At 27.4% G+C, this 25,117-nt stretch carries 23 protein-coding genes; 6 read left to right on the top strand and 17 right to left on the bottom strand.

All coding sequences use genetic code 11. The features are described from left to right. Position 1: 1 nt before the first annotated feature. The 5 genes from CRV01_RS04870 to CRV01_RS04850 form a co-directional block, all read right to left on the bottom strand. Positions 2–1,336 carry a TRAP transporter large permease gene (locus CRV01_RS04870; RefSeq protein ID WP_129007115.1) on the bottom strand — a complete coding sequence of 445 codons (1,335 nt, stop codon included), beginning with the start codon at positions 1,334–1,336 and terminating at the stop codon, positions 2–4. Continuing rightward, positions 1,329–1,811 (bottom strand): TRAP transporter small permease subunit, encoded by a 483-nt coding sequence (locus CRV01_RS04865; protein WP_129007114.1) that lies wholly within the window; start codon positions 1,809–1,811, stop codon positions 1,329–1,331. Before CRV01_RS04865 ends, CRV01_RS04870 begins: the two co-directional genes overlap by 8 nt. 9 nt (positions 1,812–1,820) lie before the next feature. Further along, complete coding sequence (locus tag CRV01_RS04860; RefSeq protein WP_129007113.1) at positions 1,821–2,777, bottom strand: TRAP transporter substrate-binding protein; 957 nt, start codon at positions 2,775–2,777, stop codon at positions 1,821–1,823. Positions 2,778–2,885: 108 nt separating this feature from the next. Beyond that, entirely contained in the window at positions 2,886–3,569 is a 684-nt protein-coding gene (locus tag CRV01_RS04855) for a response regulator transcription factor (RefSeq protein ID WP_129007112.1), read from the bottom strand. Between the two features lie 2 nt (positions 3,570–3,571). Beyond that, positions 3,572–5,101 carry a cache domain-containing protein gene (locus CRV01_RS04850; protein WP_129007111.1) on the bottom strand — a complete coding sequence of 510 codons (1,530 nt, stop codon included), beginning with the start codon at positions 5,099–5,101 and terminating at the stop codon, positions 3,572–3,574. A gap of 161 nt (positions 5,102–5,262) precedes the next feature. On the opposite strand from CRV01_RS04850, the gene CRV01_RS04845 reads away from it, so the two are divergent. Then, positions 5,263–5,889, top strand: coding sequence for a TIGR00730 family Rossman fold protein (locus tag CRV01_RS04845; RefSeq protein ID WP_129007110.1), 627 nt, complete (start codon positions 5,263–5,265; stop codon positions 5,887–5,889). Positions 5,890–5,951: 62 nt separating this feature from the next. After that, positions 5,952–6,497, top strand: coding sequence for an HPP family protein (locus tag CRV01_RS04840; RefSeq protein WP_129007109.1), 546 nt, complete (start codon positions 5,952–5,954; stop codon positions 6,495–6,497). Here the strand turns inward: CRV01_RS04840 and CRV01_RS04835 are convergent. Continuing rightward, entirely contained in the window at positions 6,494–6,928 is a 435-nt protein-coding gene (locus tag CRV01_RS04835) for a hypothetical protein (protein WP_129007108.1), read from the bottom strand. The two genes, CRV01_RS04840 and CRV01_RS04835, sit on opposite strands and share 4 nt — an antisense overlap. Positions 6,929–6,995: 67 nt before the next feature. Between CRV01_RS04835 and CRV01_RS04830 the strand changes: the two genes are divergently transcribed. Further along, positions 6,996–7,802: a DUF4197 domain-containing protein gene (locus tag CRV01_RS04830; RefSeq protein WP_129007107.1), complete on the top strand. Its 807-nt coding sequence runs from the start codon at positions 6,996–6,998 to the stop codon at positions 7,800–7,802. A gap of 17 nt (positions 7,803–7,819) precedes the next feature. On the opposite strand, the gene CRV01_RS04825 is transcribed toward CRV01_RS04830, so the two are convergent. Together CRV01_RS04825 and CRV01_RS04820 are read right to left on the bottom strand one after the other, a co-directional pair. Further along, positions 7,820–8,437 (bottom strand): hypothetical protein, encoded by a 618-nt coding sequence (locus CRV01_RS04825; protein WP_129007106.1) that lies wholly within the window; start codon positions 8,435–8,437, stop codon positions 7,820–7,822. Beyond that, complete coding sequence (locus CRV01_RS04820) at positions 8,424–8,987, bottom strand: hypothetical protein (protein ID WP_129007105.1); 564 nt, start codon at positions 8,985–8,987, stop codon at positions 8,424–8,426. Before CRV01_RS04820 ends, CRV01_RS04825 begins: the two co-directional genes overlap by 14 nt. Before the next feature lie 115 nt (positions 8,988–9,102). Between CRV01_RS04820 and CRV01_RS04815 the strand changes: the two genes are divergently transcribed. Further along, on the top strand, positions 9,103–9,951 hold the full coding sequence (locus CRV01_RS04815) for a YitT family protein (RefSeq protein ID WP_129007104.1): 849 nt from the start codon (positions 9,103–9,105) through the stop codon (positions 9,949–9,951). On the opposite strand, the gene CRV01_RS04810 is transcribed toward CRV01_RS04815, so the two are convergent. The 4 genes from CRV01_RS04810 to CRV01_RS04795 all read right to left on the bottom strand — a co-directional run bounded on the left by CRV01_RS04810 (position 9,948) and on the right by CRV01_RS04795 (position 12,912). Next, on the bottom strand, positions 9,948–10,778 hold the full coding sequence (locus tag CRV01_RS04810; RefSeq protein WP_129007103.1) for a tetratricopeptide repeat protein: 831 nt from the start codon (positions 10,776–10,778) through the stop codon (positions 9,948–9,950). The genes CRV01_RS04815 and CRV01_RS04810 overlap by 4 nt on opposite strands. An 11-nt stretch (positions 10,779–10,789) precedes the next feature. Next, positions 10,790–11,272: a GNAT family N-acetyltransferase gene (locus tag CRV01_RS04805; protein WP_129007102.1), complete on the bottom strand. Its 483-nt coding sequence runs from the start codon at positions 11,270–11,272 to the stop codon at positions 10,790–10,792. A gap of 68 nt (positions 11,273–11,340) precedes the next feature. Beyond that, on the bottom strand, positions 11,341–12,159 hold the full coding sequence (locus tag CRV01_RS04800) for a LysR family transcriptional regulator (RefSeq protein WP_129007101.1): 819 nt from the start codon (positions 12,157–12,159) through the stop codon (positions 11,341–11,343). A 9-nt stretch (positions 12,160–12,168) separates the two neighbouring features. After that, positions 12,169–12,912, bottom strand: a complete 744-nt coding sequence (locus CRV01_RS04795) for a sulfite exporter TauE/SafE family protein (RefSeq protein ID WP_129007100.1) — start codon at positions 12,910–12,912, stop codon at positions 12,169–12,171. Between the two features lie 161 nt (positions 12,913–13,073). Between CRV01_RS04795 and CRV01_RS04790 the strand changes: the two genes are divergently transcribed. Continuing rightward, on the top strand, positions 13,074–13,412 hold the full coding sequence (locus CRV01_RS04790) for a DUF6172 family protein (protein ID WP_129007099.1): 339 nt from the start codon (positions 13,074–13,076) through the stop codon (positions 13,410–13,412). A gap of 7 nt (positions 13,413–13,419) precedes the next feature. Here CRV01_RS04790 and CRV01_RS04785 read toward each other — a convergent pair whose 3' ends face one another. From CRV01_RS04785 to CRV01_RS04765, 5 genes are all read right to left on the bottom strand, one after another. Then, positions 13,420–14,610, bottom strand: a complete 1,191-nt coding sequence (locus tag CRV01_RS04785) for a hypothetical protein (RefSeq protein WP_129007098.1) — start codon at positions 14,608–14,610, stop codon at positions 13,420–13,422. A 236-nt stretch (positions 14,611–14,846) separates the two neighbouring features. Next, positions 14,847–16,760, bottom strand: coding sequence for a molecular chaperone HtpG (gene htpG / locus CRV01_RS04780; protein WP_129007097.1), 1,914 nt, complete (start codon positions 16,758–16,760; stop codon positions 14,847–14,849). Between the two features lie 122 nt (positions 16,761–16,882). Further along, a complete protein-coding gene (locus CRV01_RS04775; protein ID WP_129007096.1) occupies positions 16,883–18,652 on the bottom strand; it encodes a diguanylate cyclase in 1,770 nt (589 codons plus the stop codon). Beyond that, a complete protein-coding gene (locus CRV01_RS04770) occupies positions 18,649–19,797 on the bottom strand; it encodes a FecR domain-containing protein (RefSeq protein WP_129007095.1) in 1,149 nt (382 codons plus the stop codon). Before CRV01_RS04770 ends, CRV01_RS04775 begins: the two co-directional genes overlap by 4 nt. Beyond that, positions 19,794–22,817, bottom strand: coding sequence for a filamentous hemagglutinin N-terminal domain-containing protein (locus CRV01_RS04765; RefSeq protein ID WP_129007094.1), 3,024 nt, complete (start codon positions 22,815–22,817; stop codon positions 19,794–19,796). Before CRV01_RS04765 ends, CRV01_RS04770 begins: the two co-directional genes overlap by 4 nt. A gap of 408 nt (positions 22,818–23,225) precedes the next feature. On the opposite strand from CRV01_RS04765, the gene ciaB reads away from it, so the two are divergent. Beyond that, positions 23,226–25,100 carry an invasion protein CiaB gene (gene ciaB / locus CRV01_RS04755; RefSeq protein WP_129007092.1) on the top strand — a complete coding sequence of 625 codons (1,875 nt, stop codon included), beginning with the start codon at positions 23,226–23,228 and terminating at the stop codon, positions 25,098–25,100. Positions 25,101–25,117: the final 17 nt, after the last annotated feature.

Below are 25,117 nucleotides of genomic sequence, written 5' to 3'. Positions count from 1 at the left end.
ATTATTTAATCATTTGGTCTGGTAAGAAGAATACTATTTCAGGAAACACAGTAATTAATACAACAGTAACAATCATAAGAATAAAGAAGGGAAAAGTTGCTTTTAAAATTGTCTGTATTTTTTCATTACTAATTCCTTGAATCACAAATAGTGAGAAACCAACTGGCGGCGTAATTTGTGCCATTTCAACCATGAATACTAAGAAAATACCAAACCATAGTGGATCAAATCCAGCTAAAATAATGATTGGTAAAACAATTGGCAATGTCATAACTACAATAGAAATAGCTTCTAAAATCATTCCTAAAATAATATACATAATACCAATTAACAAAATTAACATCATTGGAGAAAGTCCAAGACCTGCAATAAATTCACTCATTGCTCTTGCAATTCCCAAAAATCCAATTACTTGAGAAAGAAAAACTGCACCAGCAATAATAAACCCAATCATAACAGATGTTTTAACAGAGTTTAAAAGTGCATTTTTTAGAATATCTATTGAGATAGATTTAAAATAAAATGCAAGAATCAAGCTTCCTAATACTCCAAGAGCAGCAGCTTCAGTAGGAGTAGAAAATCCACCATAAATAGAACCTAAAACAAGTCCAATAAGTGAAAAAATTGGTGCTAAATCTTTAAATGAGTTTATTCTATCTTTAAATGTAAATACTTCTTTTTCTTTTGGTAAAATACTTGGGTCAACTTTGGCTTTATACATGATATAAAAAGAGTATAAAGATGCCAGTAAAAGCCCAGGAATTAGCCCAGCAACAAATAATTTACCAATAGATACATCTGATAACACTCCATAAATAATCATAATTAAAGAAGGAGGAATTAAATATCCTAATGTACCAGAACCAGCTAGTGATCCCATTGCTAATGTTTTAGAGTATCCTCTATTTTTTAACTCTTCTAATGTAATCTTCCCAACTGTTGCAGTTGTAGCAGCAGATGAACCAGAAACAGCAGCGAATAAAGAACATGCTGCAACATTTACATGAAGTAAACCTCCTGGTATAAATGCAAGCCAAGGTTTTAAACCATTTAACAATCTTGTTGAAATAGAAGATTTATATAAAATTTCACCCATTAAAATAAACATAGGTAAAGCTGCAAGAGACCAAGAGTTTAAGGCATCATAAAGTGAAGAAGCTAATAAGTCTCCAATTTTGTCATAAACAGAAATCACAGGAGGTAAATTATGGTCAAATAATAACATACCAATAATACCTGTTAACATTAACGAAACACCAATCCATAATGATGATAATAAAAATACAAACATTATCACAATTAAAATTACTGATAAGAATAAAGGATCACTAATCATTTGTAAATCCTTTGAAAATAAATAATACTACAGCTAACATGAACATTGTAATTCCAATAGGCATTGCAAGTTGTGTTAAATATAGTGGTGTTTCAGAAACATTTTCTGATAACATCTGTAATTCATATGAATCATATGTAAATAAAATTGTTCTATAAAGAGCAAAAGCTAATACAGCTAAGGTAATAACTGCTGCAAGAATATCAATCTTGTTATTAGTCTTTTTTGATAACCTTGAAGTAATTATGTTAATTCTTATATGAGAATCACTTGAGAAAGTATATGCTAATCCAAAAAATATAGATGCCAAATAAAAATATCCACTATATTCATCTGCTATCATTGTTGACATATCAAAAAATGCTCTAATAAAGATTTCAATTAAAATCAATGAAACCAATGCTACTAAGATAAAAGCTGACAGATAAGCCCCAAATTTGGTAAGCTTATCTATAAAGTTAGAAATAAAACTCATAACTTCTAACTACTTTCTATATTCTTCAAAAATTGCTTTGATTTGAGAATTTGCACCATCTAAATAGTCTTCTAATAACTCATTTGCAATTTTGTCTAATTGAGCTTTTAATTCAGATGTTGCTTCACTTACTTTCATTCCATTTTTAGTAAGCATTTCTAAAGCAACTCTATCTTCTTCTTTTGCAGCTTCCCATTGAGCTTTTTCAATCTCTTTTGCTGCTTTTAACATGGCTTTTTGTTGTGTTTTATCTAAAGAATTCCAATAATCTAAGTTAATTGATACTGCTTGTAAAGGGTATGCATAATTGATTTTTGTATAGTTTGATAATACTTCCCAAAACTTACCATCTTTTCCAGATGCTGAAGAAGTAACTACAGAGTCAACAAGACCCGTTCTAAGTGAAGAATAAACTTCTCCCCAAGGTAAGGCAACTGCATTTCCACCTGCTTTATTAATAAATGCAGCAGAGTTTTTGTCATAAGTTCTAGTTTTTATACCTTCAAAATCAGATAGTTTTGTAACTTCTTTTTTTGAATAAAAACCAGAAGCTGGCCAAGTTACAGAATAAAGAATTTTTTGATTCCATTTTTTTGCAGTTTTATCATAAGCTGGTTTTGCAAGTTGATATAACTTGAAAGCATCTTCATATGAGTTAGCAATAAATGGTAAAGCAGAAATCCCAAACACTTTTCCTCCACCAGATGTAAAAGGAATAAACATATCAGTCATTGCAACTGTTCCATCTTTTACAGCTTTAAGAGGATTTCCTTTAATAAGTGCAGATCCTGCATGTACTGTAATATCTACAGAACCATTTGAGTAATCTTTAACTAATTGTGCATACTTTTCAGCACCTTTTGTATGGAAATTATTTGCACCATATTTTGCATTTAAATCCATTTTAATATTACCTGCTAATGCAACACTTGCAAGAGCAACTAAAAGTAAACTTTTTTTGAACATTAAGACTCCTTTGTTTAGGTTCCCCTTTAAAAATCAATATTTTCTAAAGGCAACCTTTGTTTATGAAATTCATCATAAAACAATTAAGTGAGTTTCAAGTGAGTTTTTCTAAAAATCGATTAATTTATACCCTTCTTGTGGTTTATTTGTAATAATTTCAATGGGAATACGCTTTCTAAACTCTTTTATAAAGGTTTTTAAAGCTGTTATGCTCATAGACTTATCTCGCCATAAATACTCTTCAATTAACTCATAAGTTACAACTACATTTCTATTTCTATGAAGTAAAAGTAAGAACTCTTTATCTCTTTTACGTAATGAAACTACCTCATCTTTATAATATAATTCCCTTTCTTGCACATCAAAATATAAATCTTTGTGAAAAAAGATTTTTTCTTTTAATCTTTTTCCAAAAGCTTTTACAATTCCAGTCAATAAAGAATCAGAGTTTACAGGTTTTAGAATATATTGGTTTACATTTAGATTTATAAGCTCTAAAAGATACTCTTCAGTTGAATAAGCAGTTACCATTATTACTAAGGTGTCACTGTCTTTTTTTCTAATATCTTCAACAAGTGAAATCCCTCCTTTACAAGGCATTTCTATATCTGTAATGATTAAATCAGGTTTATATTCATTATATAAGTAATAACCATCTTCACCATCTTTTGCTTCATAAACACCGCCAAAATAGTACTTTAAAGTATTTACTAATCTTTTTCTAATACCATCTTCATCTTCCACACAAAGAACAGTATATTCTTGAAGTTGTTTTATTATACTCTCATCCATACTCAAACCTCTTCTATAGGAAGTACAATTAAAAAGTTTGCACCTTTTTTCTTGTTATCTACAGTAATTTCTCCATTCATGTTTTTTTCAACAATCATTTTTGCCATATAAAGCCCAAGACCAGTTCCTTTTGATGCACCTTTTGTAGTAAAATACGGCTCAAATATTAAATCTAAATAATCCTCTTCCACTCCCCCTGCATTATCTTTTACTTTAATAATGGCATTATTATCTTTTTTTGTAACTATAAGTTTAATAGTAGGATTAGAAACTTGTCTTTGAATTAAAGCATCCTTTGCATTTGATAAGAGATTTAAAATCACTTGTGCAAATTCTCTTTCATAGCCATGAATTAAAGGGTTATATTTTATTTTCTTTTCTACTTTTATATTAAAATTTTTAAGTGAAGCATCAACTAAGGTTAAAGCTTTATTACAAGCATTTTCTATATAAAAATCAACTTTTAATTTATCTGGTTTGAAGAAGTTTCTAAAGTCTTCAATTGTATTTGACATAAAGGCAATTTGTTTATTTGACTCTTTAACTGTCTCTTCAATCATTTCTGAAGTTACTTTATTAAACTTATTTGCAGTTTCAAGCTCCATGAGTACTCCAGATACTTCACTTAAAGGTTGTCTCCATTGATGGGCAATCATTGAAAGCATTGCTCCCATTCTTGCTAGCCTTGATTGATGAAGCATTGCCCTATCTTTTTTCTTAACTTCTTTAACAGCCTTTTGAACTTTTAACTCCAAATTTCTATTTAAATCTTCTAGTAAAAGCTCTTTTCTTTTTACATTTTCTTGATAAGCATTAAATACTTGAGTAATCTTTTTTGACATAATAAAAGATAAAACACCAATTATCAAAATCGCTAGAAAGGAAACAGTTACAACTAATCTAATGTGTTTGTTAATCTTCTTTTCTAAAAGTTTTTTATTTGCATTTATTGAGTCTTGAATATCATCAATATAAAGCCCTGCTCCTATCACCCAATTATATTTTTTATATAGTTTAAAAAAACCAAGTTTCTTAGAAAAGTCTTTTTCCTCTGGCTTTTGCCAATAATACTCAATAAAAACTCCATTTGGCTTTTTAATTGTTTCGTCTATAAACTTTTTAGTAATAAAACCGCCCTTTGCATCTTTTAAGTCAATGTCATAAGTGTCAATACTATTTGGTCTAAAAGGATGCCCTCTTAAATAATAATTTGTATCATGTATCCAAAGATATCCATGTTTTCCATATCTAATAGTTTCAAGATATTCCAAAATATCTTTTTTTAACTCTTCTTCACTTAATAATTTGTTGTTGTTAACTCTATGATTTATATAGTTTATTGCATAATCAATCTCTTTTTTTAGAATATTTTTTTGTTTTTGTAAATACTCTTTTTCAACAATTAAACTCTCTTCTTCAAAATAGTTGTTTTGATTATCTATAAAGAAATATATTGTAAAAAAAGCAATTAATATAGCTGTAATAATAGGCGTAAAGATAATAAGTTTGGGTATATTTTTTTCATTAAACAATTAAATTCTCCTGATTAAAAATGCTATTTTATCTAAAACAGGTGAGATAAAAGTGAGTATTAAAAGTAAAATGAAATAAAACTTTGTTGTTTTATAAAATATTACAAGCTTTATAATGAAAATATAAATATAATCATAACTTGATTTTAAAGGAGTTAATCATGGAAAAAAACAATGTAATATATAGTCCAAGAATTAATGATGACTTCACAAATGGTAGAGAACTTTTAAAAGATTTAAAAAATAACGTTACTATTTTTGGAAGTGCAAGAACAAAACAAACAAATGTCTATGCGATGAAAGCACAAAAACTAGCATATATTTTAGCAAAAGAAGGTGTTAATATTATCACAGGTGGTGGTGATGGAATTATGCAAGCTGCAAATAGAGGTGCCTTTAAATCTTCAAATGGAGAATCTGTTGGATTAAGTATTGACCTTCCCTTTGAACAATCAGTTAATCCATATACAAATAAACATTTAACTTTTAATTATTTCTTTTCTAGAAAATATATGTTAGTTAAGTACTCAAAAGCTTGTATTATTTTTCCTGGTGGTTTTGGAACATTAGATGAGCTTTTTGAAGTAGTAACTCTAACACAAACTGGGAAAATGAGAGATGGATTTAGAGTTTATCTTGTAGGAAGTGAATTTTGGGATGGACTAATGAAATTTATTGAAACTACTTTAATTGATGAAAAAATGATTGATCCAGGTGATTTAGATATTATAAAAGTGATTGATGATATTAATGAAATAAAAGATGAAATTTTAAATATTCCAATTTGATTCAAGTCATAGAATAAATAAAAAGTAATAGTTATACTTCATTTTTAAAGGTATGTATAACTATGAAGAAGTTTTTTAAAAGATTTAAAAAAATAAACACAGAAAAAATTGAAATTGAAAATCTTATTTGGTCTTGGATAGGTTCATTTATAGGAATAATTGCTATTGCATTTATTCACTTTAACTTTTTAAATGATACTGATTTATCTTTAGTAATTGGCTCATTTGGAGCAAGTGCTGTTTTAATCTATGGTGCAATTCACTCTCCTTTAGCACAACCTAGAAATCTTGTAGGTGGTCATATTTTAAGTGCTATTATTGGAGTAACAAGTTTTAAACTTTTGGGTGATTATTTATGGTTGTGTTCAGCCCTTGCTGTAGCTAGTTCTATTTTAGTTATGCAGTTAACATTAACACTACATCCTCCAGGAGGAGCAACTGCACTAATTGCAGTTATAGGAACTGAACAAATTCATAACTTAGGATTTTTATATGTTTTAATACCTGTTACAACAGGTGCTTTTATAATGCTTTTTATAGCATTTATTATAAATAATATTCCTAAAAAAAGGTATTATCCAAACTCAAGAGGATCAAAAGATTCCTAGTATTGATACATGTGGTATTTTTTATTCTCTTTAGCTTTTTGTTTTTCTAATTTTTCATAAGCGTTTAAAGCTTCTTGTTTTAATTCTTCATCTATTTGTTTGATTTGAAGTTCTTTTAAAATAACTTCTAAAACTAAGATATAAACTATTGAGTTAACTTTTTTTGACTCTTCATTTTTCATTTGAAAATCTAAATCAATAGCATAAATTGCTTCTTGGAAAGTGAAAAAAAGTCTTTGTGAAATATCTTCTAATCTTAGGGTATAACCTAAAATAAGTAAAAAGTTATCTCTATACTCTTCTTGTAGTTTTTCATCTTTAATTTTTTGTGCAAAATCAAAGATTTGCTTTGAATACTCTTTTTCTAAAGTATTTGAATCAACAATTTTTGTTTTAAAGCTATAAAAAAACTGTGAAATCTCTTCTATCATTTTCTCTCACTAATTTGAATTTGTAGCATTTTAGCATATAATATTAAAAAATATAGGGAAAAAAACAATGAAGAAAAAAATAATTCTTTTATCTTTAATAGTGTGTAGTACATTATCTTTTGGCTTTGATTTAAATAGCTTTACAAAAGATATAGTAAAAGATATAACAACTACAGATACAAAAAAAGAACAAACAGTAAAAAGCTCTTTATCAGAAAATACTGTTTCAAAAGGTTTGAAAGAGGCTTTAAAAGTGGGAGTTAATTATGCTACTAAAACGTTAGGGGCACAAAATGGCTATTTAAACAATAAAGATGTAAAAATTCCATTGCCCGAAAATCTTCAAAAAGCAGAAAGTATTATAAGAAAAGTTGGTGGAGATAAAATTGCTAATGATTTAATAAAGTCTATGAACAGTGCAGCAACAAAAGCAGCACCTCAAACTGCTGAGATTTTTATTGAAGCAATTGAAAAAATGAATTTAGAGGATGCTAAAAAAATCTTGAGTGCAGATGAACACTCTGCGACAAACTATTTCAAAGAAAATACCTATGACAAATTAAAAGAATTAATTAAACCAATAGTAAATAAAACAATGCAAGAAAATAGTGTTTCAAAATACTATGATACTTTTAATACTTACTACAAACAGTATGGTAAAGAGTATGTAGAAAATAGTTCAGTAATGAACTTAGCTAAAAACTTTGGAGTAGATGAGTATATTCCAAGTTCTAGTGAAGAAAGTTTAGATGATTATGTAACAAATAAAGCTATTGATGGTTTATTTAAAATGATTTCTGAAAAAGAGGCTTCTATTAGAGAAAACCCCGTTGAACAAACAACTTCAATACTAAAAAAAGTATTTGGAAACTAAAGTTATAAGCTAAATGCTTATAACTCTATTCTTTCATATCTAAAATAGTTTTCAAGAATATTCTTTCTTACTAAACTTTTATCATAATTTCCTAAAAATCTTTTTTTATCAAGATATTTTGATTTATAGCTTGGTTTCAATTCTTTTAAAAATTTTGTGTAAAATTTCCCGTTATAATCAATTAAAAACATATTTGTATTTGTATAATAAGAATAAATAACACTTAAATAACTTTCATTGTTTATTTTATAGGTTTTAAAAGTATAATTATTTATATCAATATTTTCTACAACTTCAAAAGAATTAAGCTTTAACTCATAATTTAAACTCGTTTCAAAAAAACTACTTGCTAAACCTGTCCAAACACAATTACTATTTAAATCAATGTACTCAAAAAACAATTTCCCATATCTACTATTTTTTTCTTCTATTGTATAAGAGTTAGAAACACAAGGCATTGATAAGTAGTACTTTTGTTTTGGATTATTAAAGCTTAGTTTTTCTATTAATTTACTATTTGAATAAAAAGAGAGTTCTTTAGTTTTTGAAGAATAGTTATTTAAACTATTTATGCTACAAGCACTAAAAAATAAAATTATAAAAAAATATGTTTGTATTTTTTTAATGACTTGCATTAAAGAAACCTTGAATACAATTTTCTTTTACAAGAGAGATATTAAAATTTACATTACCTTTTTGTTCTTTCTCATAATTATAAGTATATCCTTCTTCAAATTCTGATAATAACTTTTTATATAACTTACCTTTCATATCTACAATAAATACATCTGTATTTGCAGCCCAAATATAGATTATATGTAAAATAAAAGCATCATCTACTCTTTTTACTTTAAAAGTATAGTTTGATATATCTTTTGACTCTAAAGTCTCAAACTCATTTATTTGTAGTTTTTGTTTAAAGAAGTCTTCATATAGACTCAAAGCTTGTCCATTCCAAGTTGTGTTTGTGTCAGTTTTTACATATTCTAAAAATATTTCTTCATTATTTATAGTGTAAGCCTCTACAACAAAAGGATCATGTCTCGTTTTCATATCATAAATATCTAAATCATATTTTATATATTCTTCAAAATCTGTTTTAAAAGCTATTTGATTATTTTCAAATTTATAGATTGGCATCGAAGCATTAGCTATTGCACTAATTATTTTTTGAAATATTCCCATATATAAAACCTAATTATTTTTTATTATCACTTTATCATAAATACCCCGTTTTTTCAAGATATTATAAAATATTTTATTTAATTTGATATAATCCCAAAAAACTAGAAAGGAATATATGAAAACTATTTTTAATAAGAAAGAATTTATAAATATTTTTTATATTATTTTAGGAACTCTTTTTATCGCATTATCTGTTGTATTATTTTTTAATCCTCATAACTTCACTACTGGTGGAACCCCTGGTGCTGCAATTTTATTACATAAACTTACTGGTTTTTCTATTGGAAGTATGGTTATTGCTATAAATATCCCTTTGCTTATTTGGGGAATAAAATATTTTGGGAAAATGTTTGCAGTAAGAACAATCATCACTGTTTTTCTTATTTCTATTTTTATTGATTTTTTTTCATATACATTAGATTTTGATTTACTAATTTCAAATATCTTAGTTGCTGCTATTTTTGCAGGAGCAGTTATTGGTTTTGGGGTTGGTTTTATTATAAAAGGACATGCAAGTGCTGGTGGTTCCACTATTGTTGCAAAAATAGTTTCAACAAACTCACATTTTAAACCAGCACAAATTATTTTATTTATTGATGCACTTATTGTAATCTCTTCAATTTATGTATTTAAAGATTTTGAAAAAGCAGTTTTAAGTATTATGAGTATTTATGTAACAGCTAAAGCTATTGATATTGTATTAACAGGAACACTTACAACTAAAGTTATTCATATTACTACTTCAAAACCACAAGAGTTAGGAAAACAAATTAGCCAAAATTTAAAGCATGAAGGTACACTTATTCAAGGGGATGCTTTAAACAAAAAAGATGACAAAACTCTTATTTTTATGGTAATTGATGTTAGAAGATTAGGTGCATTAAGGCAAATTATTCAGCAAACAGATGAAGATGCTTTCATGATTGTTATGGAAGCATCTGAGATGTTAGGACGAGGTCACTAAAAACAGTTTTTATTAAAAGTGTCCTTATCTTTTAGAACTTCTGCAGAAGAGACAATGTTCATGATAAATTCATCATGAACATTTGAAAACTTTTCAATTAACTCATCACAAACTTTTTTCATCTGTTTTTCATCTTGTAATTCTGCTAAAACAGTTGCTTTATTATGATATGCAATTGCAACTTGTTTTTCAAAAGAAGAAAACTCTTTTATAACTTTATCAAAAGATTCAATGGCTTTCTCAAACTCAAATAGTTCTTTGTATTTATTTGCTTTATTTACTAAAGATTTTGCAACAAACTCTAAAAAGTATTTTTCTTTTGTATCTTTAAATAAATCTATTACATCATCATAAGCTTTTATAGACTCTTCAATTTGCTCATTATCTCCTAAAATATGAGCTATATTATATTTTGCTTGTACAATATCTTCTAAAACCTTTTCATCTAAACAGTTTTCAAAGTTTTGTACAAACTCTTTATAAATATCTAAAGACTCTTTTTCATCTTTTAATTCTTGAATACAAATAGCTTTATTCATATAAGCTTTTGCAAAAATAATCTCACTATTTGGTGAGACATTTGAAATAAATCTTGAAAGAAGTTCATTATAAACTTCTAACTCTTTTTCATACTCTTTTTTATGTGCATATATTAAAGCTTTGTTATAAAAAGTATAAGGTAAATACTCTATTATAGACTCATCTTTTGTATCTAAATATTTAACTAAAATATCATCGTATGCCCTAAGTGCTTCTTCGTATTTTTTCTCTTTTGTTAAAGATGAAGCTTTAGACATCAAAGAGTAAAAACTATCTAAGTTTTCCATGTAAAACCTTTTTAGCTATTTATAAAATTAACTATTGAGTCACCTTCTAATCTATAACCTATCCACTCATCTTGACTCTTTGCACCAATAGACTCATAAAACTCTCTTGAAGGAGTATTCCAATCTAAACAAGACCACTCTACTCTTCCACAACCTTCATCATATGCTTTTTTAACAAGATGTTTTAAGATAGCTTTTCCAGCACCACTACCTCTTTTATCTTTACTAACATATAAGTCTTCTAAATATATACCATTTTTTCCAAGCCAAGTTGAGTAGTTGTAAAAATATACTGCAAAACCAATTGCAACGTCATCTTCTTCACAAATAAAAGCTTTAACAGTTGAGTTTTCACCAAAAATAGATTTTTTAATTTGTTCAACATCAGTTTTTACTTCATGCTCAGCTTTTTCATAAATTGCAAGCTCTGTAATAAAATTTAAGATTGTTTGAGAATCTTCAATAACTGCATCTCTAATTATAATATTTGACATAAAATTCCTTCATATTTTTTTCGGGATAAATATAACATCCTTTGCTTAATTTTTCATAAACTTCTTACTTAAAGACTTACATCTCTTAAGTATTTATGAATAATTGGAAGATAATCTTTTCTACAAATCAAGTGAGTATCAAGATGATTTTCTATATCTGTAGTTTTTACTTTGTTTGTGTAGCCAAATTTTTCTATTATCTTAGGAGATAAAAGACCTAATCCAAAACCTGCTTTTATACAACCAAGGATTAACTCAAAATTTTCTAACTCAACAGTTTTATAATCTTCATCTCTAGTATTTTTAATATAACCTTCCAAAGCGATACAATTTGCACATGACTTTTTAAATACAAAACAAGTCTTTTGAGGCTCTTTGTCTAAAGGTTCAACTAAAACCATCTTCTCTTCAAAAATATTTAAAATCTCTATATCTTTATGATTTGGATTTCCATTTACAAAAGCTATATCAAGCTTATAGTCTAATAGTTTATCTATCAAATTTAAACTACTATCTACGGTAAACTCTAAATTCATTTGTTTAAAATCATTGTTTAGTTTTTCTAAAAATGGCATCAAACTACTTGTAGTGAATGTTTGAGTTGCACCTATTTTAAGAACTTCTTGATAATCAATATTTCGCATATAAACTTGGGCTTCTTCTACTTTTTTTATAATATCAATAGCATAAGGGAAAAGCTTTTCTCCCTCATTTGTAAGAATAACACCTCGGTTTGTTCTATGAAAAAGAGAATATCCTACATTTTTTTCTAATTGTTTTATTCGTAAAGTTACGTTTGATTGAGTAAACTCTAACTCTTTTGCTGCTTGAGAAATAGATTTTGTATTTGCAACTGCTATAAAAACTTTTAATAAATTTGAATCCATGTTTAACCTTTATACTAAAACTGTTTGAAAAACTAACATCCATGCAATAATAAACAATAAGACTTTTAATATCTTTGCATAGAATTTTGCATCTATTTTTTTCTTTATTTTTATACCAAAATAAAGACCAATAGCAATGATAAAAATACTAGCAAAAGATAATTGAACTGCTTGAGAAGTAAACTCTCCAAAATAAACAAAAGTAGCAACTTGACCTACTTTTGTAAAAAGAAAACATAAATTCGAAAGCTGGATTGTATCTTTCTTTGAATACTTTAGTTCTAAGGTGTACATGATTGTAAGAGGAGCAACTACATTTGTAAGACCTGAGACAACTCCACCTACTAGTCCTAATCCATAGGTTGAAGATTTTGGATAATCAGATATAAAACTAGCTCTAAATTTAACCAAAGACTGAAAAAGATAAAAGAATATTATAAATGCAAGTATAAGTTTAAAATACTCAGAGTTGTAATAAACCAAGATAAATGTTCCAAATACACTACCTATAACCATAAGTAAAATTATAAGCCAAAATTTTCGTAAGGCTTCAAAAAATTTACCTTCACTTAGTATGCTAACAAGATTTACTATCATTGTTGGGATTATTATATATGTGATTGTTGTTTGAATATCTGTAAAAAGTGCAACTACAGGAGTTGAGATAAGACCAAAACCAAAACCTATACTTCCATGTATAAAAGAAGAGATAAGTATAACTAGCGTAAATGCTATAAGAAAATCTGTTTCCATATGACTACCTTTAATATTACATATAACTATGTGTAATACTAAATAGTATTACTAAGAATTATACCTATTTTTCATAAATAGTTTATTAAGTTGTCAAAAAAGCTGTTATTTTCTAAAAACTTAGATACAATTGCAAAAATATAAAAAATCAAAGGTAAGATTTGAAAAAGACTTTTAAATTAAAGCAAGAAAATAAACATCCTGATAGAGTTGTAGATTCTATTAAATATGAAGTAAGAAAATATATCAAAAGAGAAAAAAGAAAAGCACTTCCTGAAGATAAAGACTTTTGGTTTTTTGATTGTAAATTTGCAATTGGTGATGATGAACCTAAGGTGATTGATTTTATTGATATCACAAAATCTATTGATGAAGCAGCTAAATCTGAAGCTGAAACTTTTTACTTAGAAATACTTGCAAGAGCAGAAAAAAGACCTGAGAAGGAAGAAGAGGAAACTTTAGAACTTGAATCAGAAGATGAGGATAGTTTAGAGAACTAATCTTAGATTAGTTTTCCTCTACACTTTCATTGTGCTTTTCAAAGATATCTATATATCTTAAAAGCCTATCTTTAACTTCTTCATCTTCAAAAGAGTTTGCCCAAGTTTTTAATTCTTCAAATGACCAATCTTCAATAAGAGTATCTTTAAACTCTTCTTTCCAAGATATTATTTTTTCATCAATTTCATTATGCTTAGCTTTCTCTAAGAGAGTAAGAATTTCATAATAAATAAGTTCATCTTTTTTATCTTTTACTAATTCAAAATATAAATCTAAGTCTTTTTTACTATATTCTTTATTTTCTATTAAAGATAACTCTATTTTATTAGATATTCCATCACTAACATTCTTTAAAATATTGATTTCTTTTGAGTATTTGAATCTATCTATTAATTCATCATATATATCCATTGCATCAGAATATCTTTCCACCTTTACAAGAAAAATACCTTTTCGAAGTAAACCAAATGACAAATCTAAATTATTTTCAGCCTTTATAATTGCATTATCAATAGCTACTAATGCATTATCAAACTTTCCTTTATAAAAATAATCTATAAACTTTGAATTCCAATCATCAAATGTATATTTTTCTTTTTCTTTATGTTCTAATATTTGATTAACTTTTGCAAGTGTTTCTTGTTGATTCTCTGTTAATTTTTCATCAATGTTTAAATCATTATTTAAATCATTTACTTGCTTTTGATAAAATTTTAAAGCTTTATCTTCTATATTACTTAATAATTCATTTCCCTCTTTATGTATTGGTTTTAATATTTCTTCTTTATTTTTATTTAACCAATCATTTACAATATCTTTTGACTCATTTGAAGTGAATCTATATGATATATAAGACACACCAAATAACAATATAGTAATTAATATTCCATACCAAAAAAAGTAATGATTTAAATCTTCAATTCTTTTATCTTGTCTATCAATAATATCTTTGTAGTTAGATAAAGAATTTTTATCTTTTCTTAGTTCATCAATTTTCTTTTCTAACACTTTAATCTCATTCTCTTTTTGGATTATCTGTCCCATTATAAGAGTGATTTTTTCATCATTTATTTTTTGTGCATACTCTTGTGAAGTTTTTAGTTCATATATTTGTTGATTTATCTTTTCATTTGAAGCTTCTAAAAAAGATACAAAAATCAGTGATAAAAATATAGTAAAGAAAAAGTTTTTAAACATAATAAATAATCCTATTAAAAATTTGAATTATATTTTATTATTATTTTTCTATGTGCATGATTAATTTTTGTATAGTTTTAAAATTAGATTTTGATTTGTTTTTATAATTCTTATATAGAATAATGAGTTTGGTTTAGATTCTAGAAGAAGAGGTTCTAGTGCGAAGGAGCTTACACAAGGTAAGTGACAGAGAAATAGGTTCTCTTCGACGACGAAGATGAACCTAAATCATTATTTTATAAAGCTTTTGCTGTGATTCTTGATAGTCTTTGAGCAAATGAAACCGCATCAGTAATTTCCATACCTTCTGACAGTTTCGCTTGGTCTAGTAGTACCCATGATACATCATCAATCATTTTATCATCAGCACAACCATTTAACTTCTTAACAATCTCATGGTCTGGGTTGATTTCTAAGATTGGAGCTGACTCTGGCATCTCTTGTCCCATTGCTTTCATCATTTGCATCATTTGTGCCATTTGAGCATCACCTGCATCTTTTACTACACAAGAAGGTGATTCAGAAAGTCTATTTGTAACTTTTACGTCTGCTACAGCTTCACCTAAAATATCTTTGATTTTTTTCGTGATATCTTCAAACTTCTCTTCTACTTCTTTCATCTGCTCTTCTGTTTGCTCTACTTTTGGAGCTTCACAAGAAGTAATATCTTTAAACTCCCACTCTTTGTATGCACCATACATTGGAGTTACGATTTCATCGATTTCTTTATCATCTAAGATAAGAACTTCAATATCATTTTTCTTGTATGCTTCAAGAAGTGGTGAGTTTCTAAGAACTTTCTCATTTTCACCTACAATATAGAAAATAGCTTTTTGTTCTGAGTCTGCATTCTCTTTATATTTTTCTAAAGAAGTCATTGCATCTTTTTCAGTTTTAGTTGATTTAAATCTAATAAGCTCTAATAACTTATCTTTATTTGTAAAGTCTTGGTAAGCACCCTCTTTAAGTGGTCTATTGTATTGTTCAATAAACTCTTTGTACTTTTCTTCATCTTTTGAAAGCTTTTTGATTTCTGATAAGATTTTCTTTACAGAAGCTTGTTTAATATTTGCTAAGATTCTATTTTCTTGTAAGATTTCTCTTGAAACGTTTAATGGTAAATCTTCAGAATCAATAATACCTCTTACAAATCTTAAGTAAGTAGGTAATAACTCTTTATCATCATCAGTAATAAATACTCTTTTAACATAAAGTTTTACACCTGGTTGATAGTCAGCTCTGTACATATCCATTGGTGCAGTTTTAGGAATATAGAATAATGTTGTATATTCATTTACACCCTCTGCTTTTGTGTGAATAGTTGCTAATGGGTCTTGTGAATCATGAGAGATTGATTTATAGAAATCATTATATTCTTCATCTTTGATTTTTGATTTTGGTTGCATCCATAAAGCCGTTGCTTTATTGATTTGTTCGTGTCTTTTTTCTTTTGTTTTTTTAGGCTCTTTTCCAGCTTTTTTATCTTCTTCAGAAAGCTCTTCTTCTACTTCTTCTGTATAATTTAAGAAGATTGGATAAGCAATATGATCAGAATATTTTCCAACAATATTTTCAATTCTTGGTTTAGAAGCAAACTCTTCGGCTTCTTCATCTTTTAATTTGATATAAATAACAGTACCATTTGATTCTTTTGTACAAGGTGATAAATCAAACTCACCAGTACCAGTTGAAGACCACTTATATGCTTGCTCTTCTCCTGCTTTTTTAGAGATAACATCTACTTTATCAGCTACCATAAATACAGAATAGAAACCAACACCAAACTGTCCAATTAAGTTTGAATCTTTTTTTGCATCACCTGTTAAAGCTTCAACAAAAGATTTTGTTCCTGATTTTGCAATAGTACCAATAGAAGCGATTAAATCTTCTTCATTCATACCAATACCATTATCAATGATTGTTAAAGATTTATCTGCTTCATCAAAAGCGATATTAATTTCACCAGACCAATCAGCTGGTAACTTTGACTTCATTTCGTCATCTGTAAGTTTTAAATAGTTTAGTTTATCAATTGCATCACTTGCATTTGATACAAGTTCTCTAATAAAAATCTCTTTGTTTGAATATAAAGAGTGAGTCATTAAGTGTAATAACTGACCTACTTCAGTTTGAAATTGATGTTTTGCCATGCTAATTTCTCCTATAATATTTTATTTTTTATGGGATAATTTTAACAAAACTTTATAAAAGGAAGCTAAAGTTTTAATAGAAATTAGCACTTTTTATTTATAAGTGCTAAAATATTTAATATTTATGAAATACAAACTCTATTTCTACCATTTTGTTTTGCTTGGTATAAGCCAATATCAGCTTTTTTTACATATAAATCAATTGTTTCATTTAAATCTTCTATATGCGTTACTCCAATACTAATTGTAACTGTTAGCTCCCCTTGAGAAGTTTGAATTTGCATCTGTTTACATAATTCTCTAACTCTATTTAAAATAATGATTGATTCATCTATTGTTGTATTCCTTAAAAGAATAACAAACTCTTCTCCTCCCCATCTAGCAGGAACATCAATATCTCTTAAATGCTCTTTTAAAAGTTTACCAAACTTTTGTAAAACTATATCTCCAATATCATGACCATATGTATCATTAACACTTTTAAAATGATCTAGGTCCATTACTGCTAAGCATGCTGTTTGAGAAGAGTTTGTTTTAGTGATAATTTCTTTGTATTTTCTGTACTGTTCATCAAAACCACGTCTATTTAAAAGACCAGTTAAAGTATCACAATTTGCCTCATTATATAATTTTTTAGTCTCTTCAATTAGCTTTTGATTATATTTAGATAAAGATAATTGATAGTTTATCACTGTAAAGATAATTGAAAATATGATTACAAGTAAAGAAAAGAATAGATTTGTCTCCAAGTAGAAATATTTTAAAGAAATAAATCCATATACAAAAACTATAACTATAGTCAATGACGTAACTACTAATACCTTTTTATTATAAATCTCTTTTCTACTACTTAAATAAAAAGAGAATAAAACAGCGATCAATAACAAGATAAAATTTAATACATTATTAGTTTTCACTATTTGTTTATTTTTTAATGCCTCATATGCAATTGCAAGCAAATATGAGCCTGACATTGCTCCTCTTGGAGTATTTACTCTATCAGACAAAAATGCTGAACTTCCTATAAAAACTGTTTTATCTTTAAAAAAACTACTATTTGAGACTGATTTTTTATTTAATGCTACTTCGCTAATTTTGTAAAAAGGAATAGACATAATTGAGTTTGCATTCTTAGGATAAAACAATTTAACTCTGTTTTCATTATCAACATTCCATGTTTTATTGTTTAGTGATAGTTCATTGGTTTTTGAACTATAGTTTATCTTTGGGATATTTGTTTTTGGTGATTTTACTCTAAGAAGTAAAGAAGGAAGTATTTTAGAATCAACATTATACAGTAACGGAATTGACCTAATTACTCCATCACTATCTTCAGAAACAGCAGTTATCCCAAGCTTATATATTGTGTTAGTACTAAGAACACTTTCATTGGGAAGAAGAAGACTACTAAATTTTAATGCAGGTATATTTGAGTCTTTGCTCCAAGCCATTTGCTCTAATCTTTTTTGTTCATCCAAACTAACTGGAATATCTTCATTTAAAACACTTGTCACAAAGAAAATATTATCATACTTTGTTATTGTACTTTTAAAAATATTATCCCCAACTCTTGGATCTACAAACTTAATATCAAAAACTATATTTTCTACACCCATTGATTGTAAAAACTCAATTATCAGTGCATATTTATCTCTTGTGTAAGGCCAGTGTCCAAAATCTTTTTGTAGAATTTTTAATGAACTGTCATTTACATCAATAACTACACTATCAGTAAAATATTTTTCTTCTGATGATAGGTATTGAACTGTATCATTAAAATAGTTTTTCAAACTATCATATAATGCAGTATAAGTAAAAGCATATGTGATAGCTAAAGATACAATTACTATCCAAAGCTGATGTTTCCAGTATATACTATCTGATTTTCTCATCTTTTTTCTACTTTAAAAGGATACATTTGGCTATAAGGTCCTCTAACTCCTGCATTATCAACACTTGACATTCTAATGAAGTAATTTCCTTTTTGTAAAGGTAGTGACATACTATCTAATGAGGATTTTAAATTAGTTACTCTAATTAATACATTATCAAAACTTCTAGTTTTTGAGATTTCTATTATATACTTATTAGCTTCTTGTGATTTTTCCCAATTAAATAAAATCATTTTTGTTTCTTCATCAATTTTTGCATTTTTTATTTTTGGTGGAAGAGGATTAGATTTAACATCAAAATACTCTTCAATTCTAAATCCTTCTAATCCATACTTATCAACTGCTTGTATGTTTATTTTATATTTTCCATCTTTTAAATCATCTATACTTAGTTCTGTACTATTTACATATTTATCATGAATCAAAGTATTGTATTTTGAAGTAGCAAAGATTTGAACATGATATTTAACTGCATTTTCAAGCTCTTTCCAAGATATATACTTTTTATAATACTTAATGCTTAATTCATTTAAATCTACTGTTGGTTTATTAAGAAGCTTAATTGGTGAGCTTAATTTGATTTCATCATTTACAACTACACCATACCCAGTATTTAACATTAAAGATTTATTTCCATCTGAAGCTTCAATTTTTCCTTCTGTTACAAAAGCCCTTGACTCATCATCTTCAACTGCAACATTAAATATAGTTCCCCTAACTGCAAGTTGAAGTGTTGGGGTTATTACTTTATATTCTGAACCAAAGGTATCTTGGTTGGTTACTGTAGATTCAACCTTTCCTTTTAAAAGAAGAAGATTTGTAATAGCTTGTTTAGAGTTTTCATCATATTTTAACTTTTTCATAGCAACCAAGGATTTTTCTGAAATAATTACAATTGAGTTATCAACAAACTTTATGGTTGCAGAAGATTTATCTTTTGTTTCAAGAAATTCTCCTACTTTTATTTTATACCCTGCTTCAACCTTTTTTAGTAGTTCTCCATTTTCATCAACTAAATTAACTTCTCCTACTTTAGAAACAATTTGAGCAAATATATTTTTTGAATATTCAAGTTTATAATATATAAAACTAATAATACATAATATTAAAATTCCTGAAAAAATTAGATAATTTTTTCTATTCATATTTTAATCTCCATTTTTAAATTTAAAACTCTAACTGTTTTATCTTTACTTAGTGCTTTTATACTAATTTTTGTTTCTTTAACACCTTTAGGTAAAACTCCATTTATTTTTCCTGTTTTAGTATCTATTTTTAAATATTTTGGCAAAGGTTTACCATTTGTTAAAGTTGCACTATATTTAGAAGTATCTTTTTTATCTGTAATTGCAATTTCAATTTTATTGTCTTTTAAAGATATTTTCTTTATTGCCAATCCCATTGTCGCTAATACATCTTTTGTACTACTTGAAAAGATTAATTTTCCAGTAGCTGTAACTCGTACTTCAATTTCAGATTTACTAAAAACTATCTTTCCATTTTCATCAACACGAATTTCAATTTGAGCTTCATCTAACTCATAAGTATTTTGAGCAAGTTCATTTTCAGTTAAATTCTTTGATGAACTCTTTGAACTTTTATTTTCTTTAGTTTCATTTTCACTTGAACTCTCATTTGAAGTATTTGATTCACTACTTTGTTCAGTTTGAGTTGAGTTTGAAGTTTGAATATTAACTTTATTTTCAATAGATTTATTTAAACTAACATCTTTTTTCGTCTCAATTTTTTGTTCTGTAAGATTTTTATTTGAACTACTTGAGTTAATCTTTTTTTCTACTTTACTTTCACCAAAGACGTCATTAAGACTAAGTGATTCTGTATCGAAGGTATTTTGTTCAAAACTAGATGAATCAAATAACTTATCATTTGTAGATATAGATTTATTGTTTATATTATCAAAAGTTGGTAAATCATTAATTGTATAATAAGTATTTGAAGAAATTATAGATGAAGCATCTGTATTTTTAGATTCATTGTTTACAGGTTCATTTGAATCATAATATATATTTCCAGTAGCATTTAGATTTAGAATATTTGAACCATTGGAAATAGGTGCATAAGCAAAAATATCAGAACCAGAAGAAAGATTAACATCACCATTAGCTGTTATTCCACTAACCCCACCAACAGTACCTATTGTAATATCATTTAAATCACTATATGTTAAAGCAGTCATACCTGTTGCAGCTAATGTTTTAATATCATTATTAGCATTAGTTAAGGTTGTAGTAAAACCATTTTTTAACAATAAATTAGCAATTTTAATATATGAAGTAGAATCAGCAGAGATTTCATCATCATTTCCATCTATTATTAATGTTCCAGTTCCTGTACTTTCTATATAAGAACCATTATTTAAATAAATAGAGTCACTTGAAGCATTACTTTTATTTGAATATCCATTTATTGAAATAGTTCCGTCTTCAACTCTTAAAATACCTGAGCCATTACTTAAAGCAGTATCTCCAATAGCAACAGCATCAGAGGCACCTTTTGCAGTTCCTTCTATTGTAATATTTCCTTGATGGTTTGTTATTATTGAACCTGTTATAGAAACCCCTCTAGCACTAGTATAATAACTTGATTGACTAGCAAGACCTTTTATATAAATATCTCCACCAGAAGTTGAGCCATTTGCATTTATATTACCATTTATTGAAGAACCTCTTGCTATTGCTTTTCCTTCATCTGAAAAAAAACTACTACCAACTGCATAAGAGTCTCCTATTGTTACTCCATTCCATGTTATAGAGCCAGCTCCTCCTCCTATCCAAACATTTCCACCATTTGTTGAAATAGATGAGTTTTTAGGTATCCAAACTGAACCATCATTATTTCCATCACTATCTGACCATAATACAACATTTAATTTATTACTACTGCTTGAAATACTACCATATAAAGTTAGTGAAGTATAACTATCTGCAAATACTATATTTCTATGTGCTTTTAGTGTTAAAACTGCATCACCACCTGAAGTTTTATTGATATTTGTCTCTAAAAAAATATCTCCATCTTCCAAGTTTGTTCCTGCACTTGAAGTTATAACTGCAACATTTGCCCCATTATTTAAGTGAGATTCAATAGTAGATGCACGCAAAACTGTTGAATCATCTAAAGTTGTATATAATCCTCCAGAATTGTTTAAATTTGCTTCAGCAGTTGCATCAGATACAATTCTTATATTATTTGGGTCAATAAGCCAAGTACCACCAAAACCTGCATTAAGAGCAAGAGTATCTGAAAACTTGATTTTTTTTGCAGAGGTTTCAATAAAACCGCCCTCTGCACTTATAATTCCATCAACTAAAGCCTCACCACCATGTGCAAAAACTTCTATATATCCTGTTATATCATCAATACTATTTGCTTCAAGAATACCTATGTTGTTTACAACTCCTTTTAGTAATTCATCAACTGCATTTGTAGTTAGATAAATCTTTCCTCCATCAGCAATTACAGTTCCAGAATTTGAAACCATAGCATCAAGTACTCCTTTATCTACTCTAAGATTTACTAATGAGTTTTCGTTTAGATTAATTGAATAAGAATCAGCTCCAACTAAATGAACACTTCCTTTAATAGCTTTAATAGTTCCTTCGTTTGAAACTTCATTTGAAGCTAATATAACAGAACCATTATTTGCTATTTCTATTGTTCCTTGATTAATAATTGAATTTGCTGTTGCATTTTTGAAATTATAATTTCCTGCATTAAAATCTTTATCAGAAAGTTCTGCTGTTGTAGCTAGCAGTCCACTTGTGTTTATACTTGCATTTCTGCCAAATAAAACACCATTTGAATTTAGTATCCAAACTTGACCATTTGCATTTAATGCACCATTTATAATTGATTTTTCACTTCCTATAACTCTATTTAATGTAATAGAATTAGAGTTTGGTTGCTTGAAATTAACTATCTCATTTTTTCCAATAGAAAAATCTTGCCAATTGATTGTTGCTTTGTTAGAGGTTTGATTTATATTTGTTACATTGCTATTTTGATTGATAGTTGCAGAACCAGAAGTAACAACTCCTCCTGCTGGTGCCGCAAAAGTCAAAGTAGTTGAACTAAGAATTGAAGTAATGATTAAACTAAATTTACCACCTTTTAGAATCCTAAAACATGAACAAATAAAAATCAATTACAATCCTTCTAAAACAATGGTTATTTTTTATAAATCGGATTATAGCTTCAAATATCTTTAACAGCAATTTATTCAGAAATATTGATTATAATCATTGACTTACATTAAGACTTTTAATATATTAAACTAATATAGAAGGATTGCCATGTTTTTTAATATATTCAAAAAGAAAGAATGGAAAAATGAAAAAAGACCTGTTTACGTTTGTAAACACTGTAAATTAACTTGCAAATCCTGTGATACCATATACTGCTTTACTTGTCATATGAATGAGTCAAACCCCTGCCCTAATTGTGGAAAAAGAAATATTGATTACAAAAAAGACTAAATTTGTATTTTAAAAATATTACTTCTTCTAAAAGCATTTTTAGATAAAATCTTCCAAACTACAAAAAAAGGTTTTAAATGAATGATAAATTTTTAAATGATTTAGTAGAAGTTTACGAATATTTAGATTTACAAAAAAACAATACAAACAAACTAATAACTTACTTAGAAAATGAAGAGTATGAAAAACTAACTATTATTGATGAGTTTGCAAAAACTTTAGACTTAGAACTTGATTCAAATCTTAGACTTGCACTTGTTACAAGATTGGTTAATTTAAGAGATGATTCTTTAGTTCAAGTTCTTAAAAAACTTGGTAAAAATGAAGAAGAAGTTATAAACTTACAAGAAAAAGCATACTGCTTTGTAAGAGACTTTTGGCATGAAAAACATAAAAAAACAGTTGAATATATCAAACACAATAACTTATTAACTCCTTTTTATCAAGCTATTTTTGAGGGTGTTTATAATGTTGGTTTAAAAATGTCATCATGGCAAAGTTCTTGGACAGCACATATTATAAATGGTGTAAACAAAGAACTTTTAAATATGTTTGATGGAAATGAAACTAAAGTTTTTGAATACCTTAAAAAACATAAACTATTTGATTTAGGACATAATAATATTGAAGCAGATAGATCATATTCTGCTTTAGTAAAACAAAAAGATGAATATAAATCAAAAGCATATATTGAAAGTTTCAAAGAACAAACAACAGCTGTAGTTGATGCTTTAGAAGATTTTGAAGAAGCACTTATAGAACTAGAAGATGAAATCTATAATCAAAAATGGGATTACATTTTATATATTCAAGCACTTATCAAAGCTTTCTCTGAAAATAAAACTCATCTTCTTGTAGAAAGATGGGCTGATGTTGATAGAACTTGGATGAAGATAAAATCTCCAATTCAAATAGGACATCCTTTAGAATATTATGAAGATCATTTTAGAAAAGCAGTTGCACTAGAGTGGGATATTAGACTTACAAATCCACACTTTGCACAAAATGACCACAGAGTAAACAAAATAAAATCAGCCTTTGCAAAAATCTTTGACAATGTAAAGCAAAGTGATGAATACAAAGCTATTTATGACTTCTCATTAAAATCACTTGACAAAGTACAATTATATGTGGGAAGACCTGCCCTATTTTTTGGAGCAGAGTTTAATGGATTATTTTCTGCACAAGTTGTGCCAAATGATGAAATAGTATCAAAGGAAGAAGGTAAAAAGATATTTGCATTCTCTGATGAGATTTTACAAATAAGCAGGGCAAAACCCTTTTTAAAGTTAAGCCAAGAGATTTTTGGACAAGAACTACTTACAAAAGATAGAGAATTCTTATTCAATGAAACTGATAAATGGCATCAAGTATATGACATAAGTACTATTGGACATGAGTATGGACATATCTTGTGGTGTGATGATGAAACAGAAACTCTTATGAATGAAACTGGAAACTTTAAAAACATAGAAGAGTTTAAAGCTACAACTGGTGGACTTATCTCATTTTTCCTAGATAGCGAAGATGATGAAAAAGAATTAGAAGAACAAGTTTTAATTGACCTTATAAAAAGAGCAGTAGGACTTATAGGTTGGATGGAAGTAGATGAAGTACAACCGTACTATTGTGAAGGACTTATTCACTTAAATGCCCTATTTACAGTTGGGATCTTAGACTTTGAAAAAGACAAGTTAAGTATTGATTTATCAACTTCAAAAATTAAAAAGTTAAAACAATGGTATGTTAAAACATACACTGATTTAGCAAAACACTATTTAGATAAAAAAGATGCAACAATATTCTTAGCGAACTTTGCAAAAAAAGAGTCTAAATACTTTATGCCTAATGATTCAAAAATCAAAGCCTTTGTAGAGTTTTATTTCAATAGATATAAAGAGATAGGACAAGAACTAGACAAAGAAGATAAAAAATCTAACTATATTAAATAAGGTTGAAAGACCTTATT

It is taken from the genome of Arcobacter sp. CECT 8983 (assembly GCF_004118855.1).
Taxonomy (GTDB): domain Bacteria; phylum Campylobacterota; class Campylobacteria; order Campylobacterales; family Arcobacteraceae; genus Halarcobacter.
The sequence above is the reverse complement of the archived record's forward strand: the minus strand, read 5'-3'. Positions and strand labels throughout refer to the sequence as shown.